This window comes from Mycolicibacterium tokaiense (assembly GCF_010725885.1).
Classification (GTDB): Bacteria; Actinomycetota; Actinomycetes; order Mycobacteriales; family Mycobacteriaceae; genus Mycobacterium; species Mycobacterium tokaiense.
Window position 1 is genome coordinate 1323777 of the sequence record NZ_AP022600.1, and the last position, 17441, is coordinate 1341217.

Annotated in this window: 17 protein-coding genes; 13 read left to right on the forward strand and 4 right to left on the reverse strand. The window is 67.4% G+C overall.

All coding sequences use genetic code 11. The features are described 5' to 3' along the window. Window positions 1-9: 9 nt before the first annotated feature. On the forward strand, window positions 10-924 hold the full coding sequence (locus G6N58_RS06350) for an alpha/beta hydrolase (protein ID WP_163907945.1): 915 nt from the start codon (window positions 10-12) through the stop codon (window positions 922-924). Here G6N58_RS06350 and G6N58_RS06355 read toward each other — a convergent pair. Beyond that, entirely contained in the window at window positions 921-1829 is a 909-nt protein-coding gene (locus G6N58_RS06355) for a TIGR03564 family F420-dependent LLM class oxidoreductase (protein ID WP_115279316.1), read from the reverse strand. The two genes, G6N58_RS06350 and G6N58_RS06355, sit on opposite strands and share 4 nt — an antisense overlap. A gap of 30 nt (window positions 1830-1859) precedes the next feature. Here G6N58_RS06355 and G6N58_RS06360 point away from each other — a divergent pair, with 30 nt between their 5' ends. The 6 genes from G6N58_RS06360 (at window position 1860) to G6N58_RS06385 (ending at window position 6205) form a co-directional block, all read left to right on the forward strand. Then, complete coding sequence (locus G6N58_RS06360; RefSeq protein WP_115279315.1) at window positions 1860-2252, forward strand: TIGR03668 family PPOX class F420-dependent oxidoreductase; 393 nt, start codon at window positions 1860-1862, stop codon at window positions 2250-2252. A 5-nt stretch (window positions 2253-2257) separates the two neighbouring features. Beyond that, window positions 2258-2863: an FMN-binding negative transcriptional regulator gene (locus G6N58_RS06365; protein WP_115279314.1), complete on the forward strand. Its 606-nt coding sequence runs from the start codon at window positions 2258-2260 to the stop codon at window positions 2861-2863. Beyond that, complete coding sequence (locus tag G6N58_RS06370; RefSeq protein ID WP_115279313.1) at window positions 2860-3858, forward strand: magnesium transporter CorA family protein; 999 nt, start codon at window positions 2860-2862, stop codon at window positions 3856-3858. Before G6N58_RS06365 ends, G6N58_RS06370 begins: the two co-directional genes overlap by 4 nt. A gap of 20 nt (window positions 3859-3878) precedes the next feature. After that, entirely contained in the window at window positions 3879-4646 is a 768-nt protein-coding gene (locus tag G6N58_RS06375; RefSeq protein ID WP_115279312.1) for an SGNH/GDSL hydrolase family protein, read from the forward strand. After that, window positions 4643-5398: an alpha/beta hydrolase gene (locus G6N58_RS06380; protein ID WP_115279311.1), complete on the forward strand. Its 756-nt coding sequence runs from the start codon at window positions 4643-4645 to the stop codon at window positions 5396-5398. Before G6N58_RS06375 ends, G6N58_RS06380 begins: the two co-directional genes overlap by 4 nt. A 78-nt stretch (window positions 5399-5476) precedes the next feature. Further along, a complete protein-coding gene (locus G6N58_RS06385) occupies window positions 5477-6205 on the forward strand; it encodes a L,D-transpeptidase (protein ID WP_172545000.1) in 729 nt (242 codons plus the stop codon). A gap of 9 nt (window positions 6206-6214) precedes the next feature. Here G6N58_RS06385 and G6N58_RS06390 read toward each other — a convergent pair whose 3' ends face one another. Continuing rightward, entirely contained in the window at window positions 6215-7579 is a 1365-nt protein-coding gene (locus tag G6N58_RS06390) for an FAD-dependent oxidoreductase (RefSeq protein ID WP_115279309.1), read from the reverse strand. 115 nt (window positions 7580-7694) lie between these two features. Here G6N58_RS06390 and zwf point away from each other — a divergent pair, with 115 nt between their 5' ends. Then, window positions 7695-9194: a glucose-6-phosphate dehydrogenase gene (gene zwf / locus G6N58_RS06395; RefSeq protein WP_172544999.1), complete on the forward strand. Its 1500-nt coding sequence runs from the start codon at window positions 7695-7697 to the stop codon at window positions 9192-9194. A 30-nt stretch (window positions 9195-9224) separates the two neighbouring features. Further along, window positions 9225-10880, forward strand: a complete 1656-nt coding sequence (locus G6N58_RS06400) for an acyl-CoA synthetase (protein WP_163907947.1) — start codon at window positions 9225-9227, stop codon at window positions 10878-10880. A 3-nt stretch (window positions 10881-10883) separates the two neighbouring features. On the opposite strand, the gene G6N58_RS06405 is transcribed toward G6N58_RS06400, so the two are convergent. Then, window positions 10884-11963 carry an NAD(P)H-dependent amine dehydrogenase family protein gene (locus G6N58_RS06405; protein ID WP_115279308.1) on the reverse strand — a complete coding sequence of 360 codons (1080 nt, stop codon included), beginning with the start codon at window positions 11961-11963 and terminating at the stop codon, window positions 10884-10886. 76 nt (window positions 11964-12039) lie between these two features. Between G6N58_RS06405 and G6N58_RS06410 the strand changes: the two genes are divergently transcribed. Together G6N58_RS06410 and G6N58_RS06415 are read left to right on the forward strand one after the other, a co-directional pair. Next, window positions 12040-12783, forward strand: coding sequence for a glucose 1-dehydrogenase (locus G6N58_RS06410; RefSeq protein ID WP_115279307.1), 744 nt, complete (start codon window positions 12040-12042; stop codon window positions 12781-12783). Window positions 12784-13305: 522 nt separating this feature from the next. Beyond that, window positions 13306-14667 carry a hypothetical protein gene (locus tag G6N58_RS06415; protein WP_115279306.1) on the forward strand — a complete coding sequence of 454 codons (1362 nt, stop codon included), beginning with the start codon at window positions 13306-13308 and terminating at the stop codon, window positions 14665-14667. 46 nt (window positions 14668-14713) lie between these two features. Here G6N58_RS06415 and G6N58_RS06420 read toward each other — a convergent pair whose 3' ends face one another. Then, the gene (locus G6N58_RS06420) at window positions 14714-15208 is read right to left on the reverse strand and encodes an SRPBCC family protein (RefSeq protein WP_115279305.1); all 495 of its coding nucleotides are present in this window, start codon (window positions 15206-15208) and stop codon (window positions 14714-14716) included. A 195-nt stretch (window positions 15209-15403) separates the two neighbouring features. Here G6N58_RS06420 and G6N58_RS06425 point away from each other — a divergent pair, with 195 nt between their 5' ends. Then, window positions 15404-16525 carry a GGDEF domain-containing protein gene (locus G6N58_RS06425; protein WP_068920219.1) on the forward strand — a complete coding sequence of 374 codons (1122 nt, stop codon included), beginning with the start codon at window positions 15404-15406 and terminating at the stop codon, window positions 16523-16525. Then, complete coding sequence (locus G6N58_RS06430) at window positions 16522-17427, forward strand: LysR family transcriptional regulator (RefSeq protein ID WP_115281744.1); 906 nt, start codon at window positions 16522-16524, stop codon at window positions 17425-17427. Before G6N58_RS06425 ends, G6N58_RS06430 begins: the two co-directional genes overlap by 4 nt. The last annotated feature ends 14 nt before the right edge of the window (window positions 17428-17441 follow it).

Below are 17441 nucleotides of genomic sequence, written 5' to 3' on the forward strand. Positions count from 1 at the left end.
AGAACAGCTGTGCCTGAACTCAACTCGCACCGCGTAAGCCGACGACTGGTCGCGCTCCAGAAGCTGATGCTGTTGGTGACAGCGAATTCGGACGGCGCCCACGACATCGAGAAGACCCGCAGAATCACCCGAACGATGGAGTCGTTGCAGCGGCACACGCGCGGGGTCCAGGAGACCACCGCCATGGTGGCCGGCGTGCCCGTTCGGTGGTTCCGTCCGGCCCGGACCGCCGCAGGGTTGATCTTCCATGTCCACGGCGGGGCCTTCGTTGCCGGCAGTTCCCTGGCAGCCCGGGCTCACAGCGAGTTGGCCAGGTCACAAGGCGTGGAGCTGGTCAGTGTTGATTACCGACTGGCACCCGAGCATCCGTCTCCCGCTGGACTGGATGACCTGTGGGCGGTCTACTCCGAGGTGGCGCGCGACCGACCCACGGTCATCATGGGGGAATCCGCCGGAGGTGGACTGGCCATGTCGCTGGTTCGTCGCGTGCTCGATCGCGGCGCCGCCGCACCCGAAGGTCTGGTGACGATGTTTCCGTGGGCGGACCTGACCAACACGTCTGACAGCTTCCTGCGGAACGAACAGCGCGACCTGCTTTCCCGCAAAGGCCTGTCACGCAGCGCAGTCGCCTACGCAGGTGACCACGATCTCACGGACCCGCTGGTGTCACCGCTCTACGGCACCTTTGCGGACTTTCCCGCCACGCTGATCATCGTGGGTACGCATGACTGTCTACTCGACGATTCGCGACGGGCCGCGGCGCGCATGCGGGCGGCCGGTGTGGACGCCACCCTCATCGAGGTGGCCGGCGGGTTCCACGGTTTCGTCCTCTTGCCTGTTCCGGAATCCAGAGAAGCACGGCGGCGGATATCGTCCTTCGTCGGCACAGTTCTCAGCCAAGGGTCGAGGTCGCCCGGGGTCTAACCCGCCCAGCTGCGCAGCAGCGCCCGCGTCCGCGCCCGCCCCTCCGCCGACCGCTCGTACGTCGCACCGACGAACTCGTCCACGCCGGCGTCCCGCAGCGCGTCCAGTCGCTCGGACACCTCGGACTCCGAGCCGATCAGCGCTGCGTCCTCCGGTCCCGCGAAACCTTCCCGATCCAGCATCGCCCGGTAGGACGGCAGCTGGCCGTACATCGCAAACTGCTTGGCCGCCGTCGCGCGCGCGCCTGCCACATCGTCGGTGACACTGATCGGTAGCGCCGCCACTACCCGAGCCTTTCTCCCCACTTCGGCGGCAGCAGACCGGATCACGGGCCCGATGTGCGATCCCAACGTCTGCGGCCCGGTCATCCACGTCACCGTCCCTGCGGTCCTGCGGCCCGCCAGCTTGAGCATCTGCGGACCCAGCGCGGCGATGTAGACGTCCGGGGCCGGGGCATCGGGGATCATGACGGAACCGCGGGTGGTCACCAACTCTCCTGCCGCGTCGGCGGGCTCGCCGTTGAGCAGCGGTAGCAGCCCGTTTAGGTATTCGTTCATCCGCCGGATCGGTTTGCCCCAGGAAATGCCCCACATGCCTTCGGTGACGGCGGCGTGGGTCATGCCGATCCCGAGGGTGAAGCGTCCTCCCGCAATCGCATTCAGGGTGAGCACGCGCTGAGCCATCAGCATCGGGTGCTGGTTTTGGATGGGCAGGACGCCGGTGCCCACACCGATGTCGGGCACCTCGCGAAATGCCACCGCCAGGGCAGTCAGCAGGTCCCGCTCATACGGCAGCTGTGTGCTCCACACCCTGGCGAAGCCCTCGTCGCGCAACATCGCCAGTTGCGCGACGTAGGTGTCGATGGAAAACGGATCACCGGTGTATTCGAGCATGCTGATCTGCATGCTCCCAGTGTGCACACCTAGCCTGAACACATGGTGGCACTCCCCGAAAAGTTCACCGAAGCCGACGTCGCACGGTTGGCGACGGTCGGCCAGGACGGCCAGCCGCACCTGGTCCCCATCGTCTTCGCCGTACGCCAGAACACCATCGTGACGGCCGTGGACGGCAAGCCCAAGTCCACGACCAGACTCAAGCGCCTGGCCAACATCACCGCCAACCCCAAGGTCAGCCTGCTGGTGGATCATTACGGCCGGGACTGGTCCCAGCTGTGGTGGGTCCGCGTCGACGGCGTGGCCACCATCACCGAGGATGCCGCAGCCCTGGACGCACTGCGGGTCAAATACCCTCAATACCAGCAGGTTCCGCTGCACGGCCCCGTCATCGAGATCTCGGTGGAGCGCGTGGCGACCTGGGGATTAGCCTGACCACCATGTACGTACCACCGGCCAACCGCCTCGACGACCACCGGGAGATCCGCGCGCTGGTGGCCGCGGCGGGCACCGCCGACTTCGTGACCGTCGACAACGGTGTGCCGGTCTCGACGCTGCTGCCCGTCGTCTGGGAGGGCGACACGGTGATCGCCCACATCGCCAAGGCCAACCCGCAGTGGCGCAGCATCACCGACGGTGCGCCGGCCCTGCTGATCTGCACCGGGCCGCAGGCCTACATCAGCCCGTCCTGGTACGCGACCAAGGCCGAACACGGTCGCGTCGTCCCCACCTGGAACTACAGCGCCGTGCACCTCACCGGCACCGTGACCCTGCACCACGACCCGGACTGGCTGCGCACCGCCGTCGACACCCTGACCGGCCGCCATGAAGACCCCCGCGAGCAGCCCTGGCACACCACCGACGCTCCGGAGCAGTACATCCGGGGTCAGCTGAACGGCATCGTGGGTATCGAGGTCACCGTCCACACCGTCGAGGGCAAGGCCAAACTCAGCCAGAACCGCTCGACGGCCGACCAGCAGGGCGTCATCGCCGGGCTCCGACACGACGGCCACACCGCGGTGGCGCGGGCCATGGAGACGCGATGACCCCGCCGGGATGCGAACTGCAGGGGCGGGTCTGGAAAGCGGGGAAACCACAGCAGGAGTTCGAGTTCGACCGGATCTCGGACTACCTGACCGAACCGGACACCCTGGTCTGGGTGGACATGTTCGACCCCGACCACGACGCCCTGGCTGCCCTGGCCCAGGAACTCGGTCTCAACGTCTGGGCCGTCGAGGACGCGGTGGCGCCATCGGAACGGGTGAAGGCCACGGTCTACCCCAGCCACACCTTCTTCACGGTCTACGCGGTCACGATGGAGACCCCCACCGACGAGCCGAAGGCCCTGCTGACCAAACACCGCATCTCGGCATTCGTCCTGAAGAACGCACTGGTGACAGTGCGGCTCGCCCCGCAGTGGGACATCCATGAGGTGCTGCGCCGCTGGGACGACCTGGGCGGTCAGCAGTACGGCGTGAGCGCGCTGGTGCACGGCCTGCTGGACGTGGTGGTGGACGGCCACTTCGACGCCGTGCAGGTACTCGACGACGGGATCGAGGACCTGGAGGACACCCTGTTCGACCCGCCGAAACGCGATGCCAACATCCAGCGCCGCAGCTTTGCCCTGCGCAAGGACCTGGTGAACCTGCGCCGGGTGGTGCTGCCGATGCGCGAGGTGGTCAACACCATTCAACATCACCGCGCCGAGACCCACCGGGCCCCGGAACTGGACCCGCTGTACACCGACCTCTACGACCATGTGCTGCGCGCCACCGAGTGGACCGAATCGCTGCGCGACATGATCACCACGGTGTTCGAGACCAACCTCTCCCTACAGGACGCGCGGCTGAACACGGTGATGAAAAAGCTCACCGGCTGGGCCGCCATCATCGCGGTCCCGACCGCCATCACCGGCTTCTACGGGCAGAACGTCCCCTACCCCGGTTTCGACTCCTGGAGTGGGTTTGTCGCCAGTTCGGCACTCATCGTTTTCCTGGTGGTCGTCCTCTATGTGGCATTCCGTCGCCGAGACTGGCTGTAAGACCGGCTAAGGTGCCCGCCATGGCGTACACCCGCTATGTCGCGCTCGGCGACAGCCAGACCGAGGGACTCTGGGACGGTGATGACGACACCGGCCTGCGGGGGTTCGCCGACCGGTTGGCAACCCGCCTCGACCAGCTGTATCCCGGCCTGCAGTACGCGAATCTGGCTGTGCGGGGCCGCACCACCCGCGATGTGCTGGACAACCAACTGCCGGCCGCGCTGGCCATGCGCCCCGACCTGGTGACGGTCTGCGTCGGGATGAACGACATGGTGCGCCCGGGCCGTTGGTTCGACACCGCCCTGGTGGAACTGGAGACGGTCTACACGCGGCTGGCGGAAACCGGCGCGGCCGTGGTGACGACGACGTTCCCCGACGTCGCCAGGATCCTTCCGGTGGGCCGGGTGCTGGCCGCACGGCTGCAGCAGATCAATGCGGTGATCGCCAATTCGGCTGCGTCACATGGTTTCGGGCTGGTGGATCTGTTCACCGCGCCGTCGATGATGGATCCCGAGGTGTGGAGCAGCGACCGCATGCACGCCTCACCCTACGGGCACCAGCTGTTCGCCGACGCGGCCGCCGAGGCACTGGGATTACCCGGCAGCAGCCATGATTGGGCCATTGCACGCGGTACCGGCCAGACTCCACGGCCCAGTCAGCGGATGCGCGCGCAGGCGCAGTGGACCCGCAACATGCTGGCGCCGTGGATCTGGCGCACGCTGCGCAGCCGGCCACCCGGCTATGGCAAATCCGCCAAGCGGCCCCAGCTGGCCGGAGTCGACGCATGATCCGGCGCGGCGACCCGCGCGGCACTCCACTGTTGTTCGTACACGGTGCTTTTCACGGGGCATGGTGCTGGGACGAGCACTTCCTGGACTTCTTCGCCGAGCGGAACTACCACGCTGTCGCACTGGATCTGCGCAACCACCCGGGTGACCCCGCAGGTGCGACGGTGGCGGATTACGTCGCCGACGTCCGCGCTGCCGCAGACGCCCTGTCCCGCCCGCCGGTGGTGATCGGCCATTCGATGGGCGGCTTCGTGGTGCAGAAGTACCTGGCCGACCACCCGGCGCCGGCGGGCGTACTGCTGGCCTCGGCCCCGCCGTACGGTCTGCACAAGGCCGCACTGCGGGTGGCCTACCGCAACGCGCGCCACAGCGGGCGACCCTCGGCGCTGCGCAGGCCGTTGCTGTTCTTCGGGACACCGGCAGTGGCGCGCAATACCTTCTACAGCGCGGCCACCCCGGAGCACCTGGTCCGCCGCTACACCGCATTGTTGTGCGATGAGAGCACCCGCGCGCTGTACCGCGACCTGCTCTACGCCGACCTCGCCGAGCCGGCGAAGGTGCGCACACCCCTGCTGGTGTTGGGTGCCGCCGAAGACGGCTTCTTCAGTCAGCGCGAAATCTGCGCCACCGCCCGGGCGTATCGGACGCATGCCGAGTTCTTCCCCGGGATGGGCCACAACCTGATGCTCGAGCCGGGCTGGGCGACGGTGGCCCAGCGCATCCACAGCTGGCTGCATGAGCAGGTGTTGTAACACCAATACCCAGTTCAGCGACACTTCCGGCAGTGGAGCACTACCATCGGTGGTCCACTGCAGCGAAGGGATGCTCACGTGCGTATACCGCTTCGGCTCGCCCTCGTCCTGGCCTTCAGCGGCCTCGTCGCCGCCCCCACGGCGTCTGCCGCAGTACCCACCCCGGCCGTCGCCCAGGTGACACCGGGGCCCGCCGACGTGGTGGGCGTCGCCCATCCCGTGGACATCACCGTCGCCGCCCCGGCGGACCGGCAGTCGGTCGAACAGTCCATCCAGGTGCTCGAGCCGAAGGGGATGACCGGCCAGTTCGACTGGGTGGACGCCGACACCGTCCGCTTCACCCCTGATGAATTCTGGCCTGCGCATTCCACTGTCCGGATGTCGGTGGGCAACACCCCACTGAACTTCAACACCGGTGCGGCCGTGGTGGGGGTGGCCGACATCTCGGCGCACACCTTCACCGTCAGCATCGACGGCGTCGAGGCTCGGCAGATGCCGGCCTCCATGGGCAAGCCCGGATTCCCGACACCCACCGGATCGTTCACCGCACTGGCCAAGGAACGCGACGTGGTGATGGACTCCCGCACCATCGGTATCCCACTGGACTCGTCGGAGGGCTACCTGCTGGACGTGAACTACGCGGTACGCGTGACGTGGGGCGGGGTGTACGTGCACTCGGCGCCGTGGTCGGTGGGCTCACAGGGTTATGCCAACGTCAGCCACGGTTGCATCAACCTCAGCCCCGACAACGCGGCCTGGTACTTCGACACGGTGAGCGTCGGCGACCCGATCATCATCAACGCCTGACCCGCGGGGTCAGTGCAGCGCACCCAGCAGCTGGTTGAACGCCTCCGTCATCGACGGGTGGGTGTAGATCTCGTCGCGCAGCGCGCTGGCGGTGATGCCGTGGCGCATGGCGAGTGCGACGGTGTTGATGACCTCGTGGGAATCGTGGGACAGCAGCGCAGCACCGATGATCGTGTCCGCGTCAGCGTCCACCACCACCTTCATCATGCCGCGCGGATCCCCCACGATCCGCGCCCGCGGCACGGTCGCCATGTCGGCCACTTTTATGGCGGCCACCTTCACCATCAGACCCGCGGCCCGGGCCGCCTTCTCGGTGAGCCCCACCCGGGACAGCGGCGGAGTGAGGAACAGCGAAAAGGGCACGGCCATGCGGTCCGTGGTGCTGCGGGTGCCACTGCCGTCCAACTGCTGCGCGACGATCCGGTAGTCGTCGAGCGAGATGTAGGTGAACTGCGGGCCGCCGTTGACATCACCGACGGCGAAGATGTGGGGTGCGCTGGTACGCAGGTATCCGTCGACAATGATGGATCCATCCGGGCGGGTGTCCACCCCGGCGCGGTCCAGACCCAGTCCGGCGGTCACGGCCCGTCGTCCCAGCGCCACCAGCACCAGATCACCTGCGACGGTGCGGGACTGTCCGTCCTGGGTGAAATGCACGGTGTCGCCTGCTATCTCGTCAACCTGAGCGCCTGAGATGACCTGCACACCGGCGCCGGTCAGCAGGTCACCGACCGCTGCGGCCACGTCGTCGTCCTCGTTGCCCAGGATGCGGTCGTGCTTTTCCAGCACGGTGACCGCCGAGCCGTAACCGGCGAACATCGCGGCGAACTCGAGGCCCACGTAGCCGCCGCCGAGCACCACCAGGCGGGCGGGCAGGTCCGGTTGGACCAATAGCTCAGTACTGGTCACCACCCGGGGATTGCCGGACAGACCGGGAATGTCGGGCAGCACCGCTTCAGAACCGGTGCCCACCACGATGTTGGTCGCTGTCACGGTGTGCACGGTGCCGTCGACGTCGTCGACGCGGATGGTGGTGGCGTCGACGAACTGGGCCCGCCCGGTCAGCACCGTCACGGTCTCCAGGTCGTCGAGCATGGCGAAGTTGCGCCCGCGCAGGTAGTCGGTCAGGTGTGCGGTGGCATCGACCGCGGCGCGGTAGGCGAACGCATGAGGTGAACCGGATTCGAGGTGCTCGGCCCCGTACACCATCGATTTGGTTGGGACACAGCCGATGTTGATGCAGGTGCCGCCATACATCTGGGCCGACTGCTCCACCATCACCACCCGGCGGCCCTGCTTGCCCCACGCTGCGGCCAGCGTCTTGCCGCCCTTGCCGAACCCGATGACGACCAGATCGGCCGTGAGTGTGTCCATGGTGCACCACTCAACCCCACCGAGGCGCAGGTGACCACCCCCGCTACCGGTAAAACCCCGCGGGTTCACTCAGGCGGTCCTGCGCCCGCCAGGTGTAGGTGGAATCATCGCAGAGATGGCCACCGATACGCCGCAGACCATCGCCTACCCGTCCCCCGGTTCCCGTCCTCGACGTCGAGACGAGGAGACCCTGGCGCCCCACGTCATCGTGCTCTTCGGCGCCACCGGCGACCTGGCCAAACGCAAGCTGCTCCCGGGGATGGCCTATCTGGTGAAATCGGCTCTGGCGCCGCAGATCCGGGTGGTCGGCACCTCGCTGGAGGACTATACCGACGCCGAGTTCCGGGAACTGGCCCGCGAGGCCATCAACGCCTTCGGCAGCCACAAGCTCACCGACGAGGAGTGGGCGGCGTTCGCCGCCCGGGTGACCTACGTGCCGCAGGGCGCCGGTCCCGAAGCGCTGGCGGCTGCCGTCGCCGAGGCCGAGACCGAACTCGGTCCCGACACCCAGCGGCTGCACTATCTGTCGGTGCCGCCGAAGGCCGCACGCGCCGTCATCACCATGCTGCGGGAGGCCAACCTCGTCGAACGGTCCCGAGTCGTGATGGAGAAACCGTTCGGCACTGACCTGGCCAGCGCGGTGGCACTCAACGACTTCGTGCACCAGACGTTCCGGGAGCGCCAGATCTTCCGCATCGATCACTTCCTCGGCAAGGAGGCCGCCCAGAACATCCTGGCCTTCCGGTTCGCCAACGGCCTGTTCGAGCCGATCTGGAACCGCAACTTCATCGACCACATCCAGATCGACATCCCCGAGACCCTGGGCCTGGACCAGCGGGCCAATTTCTACGAGAGCACCGGCGCCTACAAGGACATGGTGGTGACGCATCTGTTCCAGGTGATGGCCTTCGTCGTGATGGAACCACCCACCGCGCTGGAGCCCCGAGCCATCAGCGAGGAGAAGAACAAGGTGTTTCGCTCCATGCTGCCCATCAGGTGCGAGGACGTGGTCCGCGGCCAGTTCACCGGTTATCGCGAAACCGAGGGGGTGGCAAGGGATTCCGACACCGAGACATTCATCGCACTCAAGGTCGGCATCGACAACTGGCGTTGGGCCGGCGTGCCGATCTACCTGCGGACCGGCAAGCGGATGGCTGAAGGACAGCGCATCATCTCGATCGCCTTCAAGGAGGCGCCGCGCACCATGTTCCCCGCCGGCTCCGGCGTCGGCTCCCAGGGCCCGGATCACCTCACCTTCGATCTGGCCGACGCCTCGAAGGTGTCGCTGTCCTTCTACGGCAAGCGGCCGGGGCCCGGGATGAAGCTGGACAAGATGTCCATGCAGTTCTCCACGCAGGAGACCGAATCCCTGGGCGATGTACTGGAGGCCTACGAACGGTTGATCCTGGACGCGATGCGCGGTGACCACACCTTGTTCACCACCGCCCAGGGCATCGAATCCCTGTGGGAGCGCTCGAGCGCGCTGCTGGACGATCCCCCGCCGGTGAAGTCCTACCCGCAGGGCACCTGGGGTCCCAACGCCATTCACCAACTGATCGCACCGAATGCCTGGCGGTTGCCCTTCGAACGGGCCTGGCGCGAAAAGAAGGGATGACTTTCCTAGAACGTGTTCTAGATTGGGAGCATGACCGGCGTCTCCTTCGATCTGTCCAGCGTGTTCTCCACCGTGGCGAACACGATCCCGGAGCACACCGCCCTGGTGTGGCGTGACCTGCGGCTGAGCTACGCGCAGATCAATGCCCGTATCGACGGGGTGGCGCATTACCTCACCTCGGTGGGCCTGGGCTGCCACACCGAGCGTGACCGGTTGGCCGGTCACGAATCCGGACAGGACCACATCGGGCTCTACCTACGCAACGGCAACCAGTACCTGGAGACCATGGTGGCCGCCTATCGCGCCAGGGTGGCCCCGTTCAACGTCAGCTACCGCTACGTCGAGGACGAGCTGATCTACCTGCTCAACGACTCCAAGGCGACCGCACTGGCCTACAACGCCGAGTTCGCCCCACGGGTGGCTGCCATCCGCGACCAGCTGCCACACCTGAAAGTCCTGATCCAGGTGGCCGATCACACCGGCAACGAATTGCTGCCCGGTGCCGTCGATTACGAGTCCGTCGTGTCCACACCCGCCCCCGCCATGCCGACGCCCACCGGCGACGACCTGTACATCCTCTACACCGGCGGTACCACCGGCATGCCGAAAGGCGTGCTGTGGCGCCAGCACGACATCTTCGTCTCGGCCATGGGCGGACGCCCGTTCGGCAGCACCGAGGCACTGGGCTCGTATGCCGAACTCGCCGAGCGCGCCAAGGCCGCCGGCGGCGCACTGAAGATCCTGATGCTGCCGCCGTTCATGCACGGCGCCGCGCAATGGGCGGCCTACAACATCATCACCATGGGCGGTGCCATCGTCATTCCCGATGACGTGGAGAAACTGCGCCCCGCCGACATTCTGGAACTGGCAGCACGCGAGAAGGTGAGCAGCATTCCGGTGGTGGGTGACGCCATGGCCCGGCCGCTGATCGACGAGATAGAGACCGGCGAGCACGACCTGTCCGGCCTGATCTCGATCACCAACGGCGGTGCGCCGATGTCGCCGACGGTGCGTGACCGCATCCGGGCGGCGCTGCCGAACCTGCTGTTGATGGACGCGGTGGGGTCCTCGGAATCCGGCGCTCAGATGAGCAACGTGATCGGTGACGATGCCGGCACCTCGCCGGTGTTCACTCCCGGATCCGACACGGCCGTGGTGGATCTCGAGTTCACTCGCGTGCTGGCACCCGGGGACGGCGAGGGATGGCTGGCGCGTCGCGACCTGATCCCGTTGGGCTATCTGGGTGATGCGGCCAAGACCGCGCGCACCTTCCCCACCATCAACGGGGTGCGCTGGTCGGTGCCCGGTGACAAGGCGGTCGCACTGGCCGACGGCCGGATCGAGCTGCTGGGCCGCGATTCGGTGACCATCAACTCCGGCGGCGAGAAGATCTTCGCCGAGGAGGTGGAACGCGCCGTGGCAGCGCACCCGTCGGTCTACGACGTCGTGGTGGCGGGCCGGCCGTCGGAGCGTTGGGGCAGCGAGGTGGTGGCCGTCGTGCAACTGGCCGAGGGCACGTCGGTGACCGACGAGGAGCTGATCGAGGTGTGTGGGCGCACCATCGCGCGGTACAAGATCCCCAAGGCCTTCATCCGCACCCCGAAGGTGATGCGGTCACCGGCCGGCAAGGCCGACTACCGGTGGGCCAAGGCGATAGCCGAAGAGGCTGCCGCACTTCCCCGTTGAGCCTCACGGAGCCGGGCGGTAGACACCCTTACCGGTGACCAGCGGCATGTCCAGAGTGGTGCGGATTCCCGGCGCCGCTGCCACCACGTCCGGTATCGCGTTCACGATGCGGCCGGCCGCCACCAGGATGGCCGCGTAGTTGTGGTCACCGCGGCTGCTGGTGGGGCAGATGTCGACGGCATAGGAGGGTTCGCCGGTGATCTCGACGCGGTAGGACCCTCCCGGCTGAGCAGGCTGCGCCCAGTCGGGACGCAGGTCTTCACGCACCCGGGTGATGTGCTCCACCACCACCGCCGCCCTGCCGTCGACCATGCCGCTGATCTCGAAGCGCATCGCGGCCACGGTGCCCGCCGCGATCACCCCGCACGCGGTCTCGATGTCCTCGGGTGCGGGCTCGAGTTCGTAACTCTCCGTGATCTCGTCGAGTTCGACACCGATTCCGGCCGCCAGCATCTTCAAGGCGGTCCCCCACGCCGCGCTCAGCACCCCCGGCAGCAGGAGCATGCCCGGCTGATCCAGCGGATTGCCGAAGCCCATCACGATCTTCATCACCACCTCGCCGTCGTAGGTGGCGTAGTCGGCGATCTCCATGGTGCGGATCTGCTCGATGCGCTGACACGTCCCCGCCAGCGCGAAGGGCATCAGGTCGGTGGCGAAACCGGGGTCCACCCCAGTGATGAACACCGTCGAATTCCCCTGCAGCGTGGCATCTTCGACCCGTCTGATGGCCTTGTCCGGAAGTACGGTCCAGGGGAACTGCAAGCCGCCGGGGGCCGACCCCACGACATTGATGCCGGCCGCCAGGGCCGCGGTGACGTCACGGGTGGCTTCAACGGGCCTGGTGTCCCCCATGGCGCAGTAGACCAGGCAGTCGGGAGCGGTGGCCAGCACCTGGTCCATGCCCGCGGTGGCCACGATCCCGGTTCGCACGTCGAGTCCGGCAAGCTCACCGGCGTCTGTACCGAGCTTGTCCTCGGTGGACACGCCCACCGCGGTGAGTTCGAAGCGGGGATCCTCGATCAACTGGGTCAAAGCGATGCGGCCACAGTTACCGGTGCCGACGAGCGCGACGCGGATGGTCATGGTTGGCAGTATGTCCGGTCAGCGTCAGAATTGAAACAGGTTCTAGTTTTCTCGCTGTCGGGTAGCGTGACGCCCCATGGGACGCGTGGACGGAAAAGTTGTACTGATCAGCGGCGGGGCTCAGGGCATGGGCGCCGCGCACGCCAAGATGCTGGTCGACGAGGGCGCCAAGGTGGTGATCGGCGACATCCTGGACGAGAAGGGGCAGGCACTGGCTGCGGAGTTGGGTGATGCGGTGCGCTACGTGCACCTGGACGTCACCGAGGCGCAGCAGTGGGACGCCGCAGTACAGACTGCCGTCGACACCTATGGCTCGCTGACCGCCCTGGTGAACAACGCGGGCATCGTGGCACTGGGCAAGATCGGCAAGTTCGATATGGCCAAGTGGCAGAAGGTGATCGACGTCAACCTCACCGGGACCTTCCTCGGGATGCAGGCGGTGGTGGAGCAGCTGAAGGCCGCCGGAGGTGGGTCGATCATCAACGTGTCGTCCATCGAAGGCCTGCGGGGGGCACCGATGGTGCACCCCTACGTGGCCTCGAAGTGGGCCGTCCGCGGCCTGGCGAAATCGGCGGCGCTGGAGCTGGGCCCGTTCAACATCCGAGTCAACTCGGTGCACCCCGGGTTCATCCGTACCCCGATGACCAAGCACTTCCCCGACGACATGGTGACCGCACCGTTGGGCCGGCCGGGCAAGTCCGAAGAGGTGTCCACCTTCATCGTGTTCCTGGTGAGCGACGAGTCGTCCTTCTCGACCGGCAGTGAGTTCGTGATGGACGGCGGCCTGGTCACCGACGTGCCGCACAAGAACCTGTTCTGAGACCGCTGCGACACTGACTTCCGTCGACCCCGCGGCCTGTTCTGTGCCGTGGGGTCGACTCCGTCCGGATAACGGCACACACGATTGCAGTGTGGCCCTGCCGGCGAAGACCTGGACGCACGACGGCCCGCCCGCCGCGGCGTTGCCAGGCCTGATGACTGCTCTCCGGCCGTGTCGGCATGATTCTTGAGCAACGTTGAACTGCTTTCGTTCGCAACGGTAAACAGTTGCAGACGCGCCACCAGCGACGATGACGAATTCATCAGCTATGCCATCACTCGGTACGGCGCCACAAATGCCGGTACAAACCGGGTGTCACTCTGTCGGCAAACCTTTGCCACGCCAACGCAATGGTTTTTGTAGTGCTATCCCCCAGCTAGCATCACAACCCCGCAAACGCATTTGCCGGGTCGGATGGGCGCGCTGTCGATCATCACTGGATTTACGAAAACCCCGACTTTGTCAACTTACTTTTGAGTAGATTCCGGCTGCCGTTAATTACGCCCACGTAAAGGAGTGTCCATGTACGCCGCAGCCCGCACGTATCTGGCAACTGGTGTCGCAGTCGTCGGTGCGAGCGCCCTCGCCGTCTGCCCGCTGTCGCCGGTGCACACAACCGGGGCGGACCTCACCGTCCCCGCCGTCACCGCCCCGGCCGCCCTCTCGACGGCGGCCGTCCATCTCACCTCGCTGGCCAACCCGATCCAGTTGTGGGCGCAGGTGCTCAGCCAGGCCGTCGACAACGCCGGCGCGCTGGGCCGGGACTGGCTGTCGGATCCGGCCCCGGTGCTGCGACAACTGCTGACCAATCAGATCGGCTACCTGGAATCGCTGGCCGACGCGGGCCGCGGGGTGGTCAACGGCCTTGGTCAGTACTTCGATCCCGCCAACCCCTTCGGCGCGACCGCCGAGATCCAGCGGGCCATGCAGCAGTTCTCCGAGGGCGACATCTTCGGTGGCGTCTCGACGCTGACCGGGGCGCTGATCACCGGAACCATCATCGTCGGAGTCGGCCTGCCGCTCTTCGAATCCGGGGTGCTGGACATTCCCGCAAAGATGGCCCAGAACGCCGCGGACGTGATCGCGTCGGCGTTCAGCCTGACCACGGCGCTGCCGCTGTTGGCCGGCGTCCTGGGCCCGATCATCAACCCCATCAACGCCCTCGGCAGCACCGCGCAGGACGTGGTCGACTCCCTGGGCGCCGGAGACGTCATCGGGGCGCTCACCGCGGTGGTCAACATCCCCGCCGTGCTGACCGGTGCCCTGCTCAACGGGTTCGAAGCCGCCGACGGCACCCTCCTGCCGGGCCTGCTGTCAGTGGACAGCTTCAGCGGCGGCCTGGTCCAGGGGCTGCTGCTGACCATTCCCCGGGCCATCGCCGACGCCCTCGGCGCGAACACCAGCGCACGGACCGCGGCCGTCGACGAGGTGTCGAGCGTCAGCACCGACGCGCCCGCCACCGTCACCCTCGACGTGCCGGACTCCGCGCCCGCCGGGGTGTCCGAGCCGGAGCCGACCGGTGTCGCACCGGCTACCCCTGTCTCCGGTGAGGACACCGACGACGCCCCGGCCCACGACGAGCAGGACGTAGCCGAGGACGCCGAAACCGCAGTGCCCGAGCAGGATTCGACCGAGGTCGACGAGGTGACCGACGAAGCCCCGGCGGAGAATGACGCGGCCGACGAGGACACCACCGACGACGACACCACCGAAGACGACGTTGCCGACGACGACGCTGCCGATGACGACGCTGCCGATGATGAGTCCACCGAGTCGGAGTCCGACGCGGACACCGATCCGTCCTCCGACGGGGGCGAGAGCTCAGGCGACAGCGACAGCAGCGCGTCGGAGAGCAGCTCCGACAGCGACACCGCGGCGGCCTGAACAGCCAGGACGGGCCCTCTCCCCCATCCGGTGAGGGCCCGTTCGGTCACCGTCCCTTGACCAGGGTGACCAGCTGATCCAGTGCCGCACCCCAGCCTTCGGCGAAGCCCATCGCCTCGTGCTGCTTGCGGGCGGCTTCGCTGTCGTGCAGCACCGTCGCAATGTAACGGGTGCCATCGCCCTCGGGAACGAGGTCGAGCACCACCGTCATGGCGAACTCGCCCTCGAGCACCGGGACCGGGCGGTAGCCCGGCGCCAGCGCCGAGGTCCAGATGAGCCGTCGCTCCTGCACGACCTCCAGATAGCACCCGGTCGACGGGTACTGCTCACCCTCCGGTGAGGCCATCACGGTGTGCATCCGGCCACCGGGACGGACGTCCAGCTCCGCCTTGACCGTCGACCACGGGGCCGGCGTGAACCACTGCACCAGCAGGTCCGGATCCGTCCACGCATCCCAGACGGCCCGGGGGCTCACGTCGACCACGCGGTCGAGCACCAGATCAGTGGTGGGGTCCACATCGACGGGTCGCAGGTCGGTCATCGTGTCGTCTCCTCGGTTCGGGGTGTGCCCTTGTTCTGGATGTGCCGGGGTAGACACCCGGCCCGCCCGGAACTCATCGCGGCGTTGCGTTCCGACGCCCCCCCAGAGCTGCAATTCCATGCTCGACCAAGCTCCGCACCCCTTGGTACCGTCGGCACACCGACGCTGCAGCCGACAGGAGGGTGGCCCGTGGTGATGGCGATCCGACGCTGGTGGCGCCAGCCCGACCACTTCTACTGGATGACCTCGCTGCTGGCCGCGCGCGGACTGCAAGCCGGTGTCTGCCGGGTGATCGCAGCCACCGTCCTGGGTCTCGGAGCGGTCAACGTCGCGATGCTCGCGAGCCCGCGCGGTCCGCAGGGCATCACCAACCAGGTGCTGGTGGCCGCGGTCGCGGCGGTCTGCGTGGTGCTCGCCGCCCTGTGGCTGCGCAGGCGGTGGCCCAGCAGAACCGGTTCGTCCCTCTTTGTGGTGATCGCGGCGGCCGGCATCGCCGCGTGCTGCCTGGCGCAGCACGATCCCACAGCGGGGCTTCTGGGATGCACGGCTTTTGCCGCGCTGTGCGGGTACGTGGCCTTCTTCCATCAACCGCGCCTCATCGTGTTCACCGTCGCGGTGGCGACCGTGACCGCGACGGTGCTCGCGCTGCGTCAGACCGCCGATCCGGTGTTCGCCGCCGCCGCCCTGGCGTTCCTGGCAATGGTCCTGATCACCGTTCCCGCCGCCTGCCAGGCGATGGTGCATCTGCTCGGCATCAACGTGTTGGCCTCGGAGATCGACACCCTCACCGGCCTGCCCAACCGGGATGCCTTCTACCGGGCCACCGGGGCACTCATCTCGGCGCGCGGCCGCGTCGACGACAGGCACCTGGTGCTGCTGGTGATCACGTTGGACAACTTCAGTCTGCTCAAGAGCGCCGGCGGCACGGTGGCCTGTGAGCGGGCGTTGGTGGCGGTGGCCCAGACGCTGCGCGAGACCACCCGCAGCTCGGCGGTCCTGGGGCACATCGGCGACGCCGAGTTCGTCATCGCCGACACGTTCTCCTCGACCGATTCCTCGCCGCTGGTGGAGCGGGTGCGCGGGGCGGTGGCCACCACCCCGCCACGGCTGACCGCCAGCATCGGCGTGGTCAGTACTCCGCTGGGGGCGTTGGCCGGTTGCCCGCCGGAGGAACTGCTCGACGAGCTCATCGAGCTGGCCGGCCAGAGCATGGGCGACGCCCGCCGGGGCGGTGGCAATCAGGCCCGGTACACGGTGTGCCCGGCGCCGGCCGCCATCGAGCCCGAGAACAGGTCTGACGCCGACGAGCAGTGGTGAACCTCGACGAACTGCGCTGGTTTCTGGTCCTCGCCGACACCGAACACGTCACCGACGCGGCAGCAGCGCTGGGGATCAGCCAGCCCACGCTGTCGCGGGCGCTGGCCCGGCTCGAGGACCAGGTGGGCGCTGAACTGTTCGACCGGATCAACCGCAGGCTGGTGCTCAACGCCTACGGGCAGATCATGGCCGACCATGCCCGCCGCGCCACCGCCGATCTGGACGCCGCAGTCGAACGCATTGCCGCACTGCGTGATCCGGACACCGGGACGGTCCGGCTGGCTTTCCTGCACTCGGTGTCCAGCTGGTATGTGCCCGAGCTGTTGCGCCGCTTCCGCGCCGGGGCGCCGCACATGCGGTTCGACCTGTACCAGGGGCCGGCCCACGCCCTGTCCGAACACCTGCGGACCGGACACGCCGACCTTGCCATCACCTCACCGCGCCCGGGTGGTCCCGGGTTCGGCTGGCACTCCCTCTACGTCGAGCAGCTGTGCCTAGCCGTGCCCCACGACCACCCCTTTGCCGACCGGGGCTCGGTGCGCGTCGCCGATGTCGCGGCCGAGCCCGTGGTGGCCCTGCCGGCGGGCTTCGGATTGCGGCAACTGAGCGACGAGCTGTTCGCGAAAGCCGGTGTCACGCCGCATATTGCGGTCGAGGCCATGGAGATCCCCGCCGTCGAGGGCATGGTGGCCGCCGGTTTCGGGGTGGCGGTGGTGCCGCAGCCACGCCCGGGCCGGGGTGAACCGAACTGCGCCTATGTCGCGCTGTCTCACCGCGATGCGCAACGGCACATCGGCCTGGCGTGGAGCACCACCCGAGAGTTGCCTCCCGCAGCTGAGCGGTTTGCCGGTTTCGTGAAAACCCTGCAGCGCCCAGGTCATGCTCTTTCTTCATCATCCTGATTGCTTCCATGCAT

Bases quoted from the DNA above. Each gene is read 5' to 3' on its own strand.
- G6N58_RS06355 (WP_115279316.1), bottom strand. From the start codon at position 1,829: ATGCAGATCAGCATGCTCGAATACACCGGTGATCCGTTTTCCATCGAC.
- G6N58_RS06360 (WP_115279315.1), top strand. From the start codon at position 1,860: ATGGTGGCACTCCCCGAAAAGTTCACCGAAGCCGACGTCGCACGGTTG.
- G6N58_RS06365 (WP_115279314.1), top strand. From the start codon at position 2,258: ATGTACGTACCACCGGCCAACCGCCTCGACGACCACCGGGAGATCCGC.
- G6N58_RS06370 (WP_115279313.1), top strand. From the start codon at position 2,860: ATGACCCCGCCGGGATGCGAACTGCAGGGGCGGGTCTGGAAAGCGGGG.
- G6N58_RS06375 (WP_115279312.1), top strand. From the start codon at position 3,879: ATGGCGTACACCCGCTATGTCGCGCTCGGCGACAGCCAGACCGAGGGA.
- G6N58_RS06380 (WP_115279311.1), top strand. From the start codon at position 4,643: ATGATCCGGCGCGGCGACCCGCGCGGCACTCCACTGTTGTTCGTACAC.
- G6N58_RS06390 (WP_115279309.1), bottom strand. From the start codon at position 7,579: ATGGACACACTCACGGCCGATCTGGTCGTCATCGGGTTCGGCAAGGGC.
- zwf (WP_172544999.1), top strand. From the start codon at position 7,695: ATGGCCACCGATACGCCGCAGACCATCGCCTACCCGTCCCCCGGTTCC.
- G6N58_RS06400 (WP_163907947.1), top strand. From the start codon at position 9,225: ATGACCGGCGTCTCCTTCGATCTGTCCAGCGTGTTCTCCACCGTGGCG.
- G6N58_RS06405 (WP_115279308.1), bottom strand. From the start codon at position 11,963: ATGACCATCCGCGTCGCGCTCGTCGGCACCGGTAACTGTGGCCGCATC.
- G6N58_RS06410 (WP_115279307.1), top strand. From the start codon at position 12,040: ATGGGACGCGTGGACGGAAAAGTTGTACTGATCAGCGGCGGGGCTCAG.
- G6N58_RS06415 (WP_115279306.1), top strand. From the start codon at position 13,306: ATGTACGCCGCAGCCCGCACGTATCTGGCAACTGGTGTCGCAGTCGTC.
- G6N58_RS06420 (WP_115279305.1), bottom strand. From the start codon at position 15,208: ATGACCGACCTGCGACCCGTCGATGTGGACCCCACCACTGATCTGGTG.
- G6N58_RS06425 (WP_068920219.1), top strand. From the start codon at position 15,404: ATGGCGATCCGACGCTGGTGGCGCCAGCCCGACCACTTCTACTGGATG.